At 62.3% G+C, this 613-nt stretch carries 1 protein-coding gene; it reads left to right on the top strand.

The annotated features are described in order from the left end of the window. On the top strand, positions 1-613 hold a 613-nt coding region (locus CAY82_RS24935; RefSeq protein WP_140399160.1), incomplete at both ends, for an immunoglobulin-like domain-containing protein.

Below are 613 nucleotides of genomic sequence, written 5' to 3'. Positions count from 1 at the left end.
TGGGCGGCGACGCTTCGGTTCAGGTGACTGACACCACCGACGAAGTGGTGGCCAAGCTGACCGCGACCCCTTCGGTCACCGAAGGCGGCGAGATCACCTACACCATCACGCTGACCAACAAAGACGGCTTGCCGATCAACAATCACGGCGCGCTGACCTTCACGCTGAGCGACGGCAAGACGGTTATCACTGTACCGGCCAACGGCACGACGGGTTCGGTCACTGTGACTGCCCCGGACAACGTCTACACCGGCACCAACGACCCTGTGGTCAAATCGATCGCCTCGGTCACTGGCGCTGATGTCGACAAGTTCGAGCAGCTGACTCTGGACAAGACCCCGGTCAGCACCACCGTCACCGACGAGTCGGGTACTCCGGGCAATGAAGGCGACCTGGTCAAGGTCACCATCACTGCCGACCAGGCCTCGGTGGCCGAGAACGTCAATCCGACCTTCACCGTGCACATCAACCAGGCGCTGGCCCACGACCTGGTCGTGACCCTGAGCAACAACGCCCAGGTCACCATCAAGGCTGGCGAAACCAGCGCCCCGTACACCCACGCTGCACAGGGCGATGACGTCTATAACGACGCTGGCCAGATCAGCCTGGGCAT

The sequence above is a fragment of the Pseudomonas sp. SID14000 genome, from assembly GCF_002165135.1.
In the GTDB taxonomy this organism is placed as follows: Bacteria; Pseudomonadota; Gammaproteobacteria; order Pseudomonadales; family Pseudomonadaceae; genus Aquipseudomonas.
This window is presented reverse-complemented; position numbering and strand designations above follow the sequence as displayed.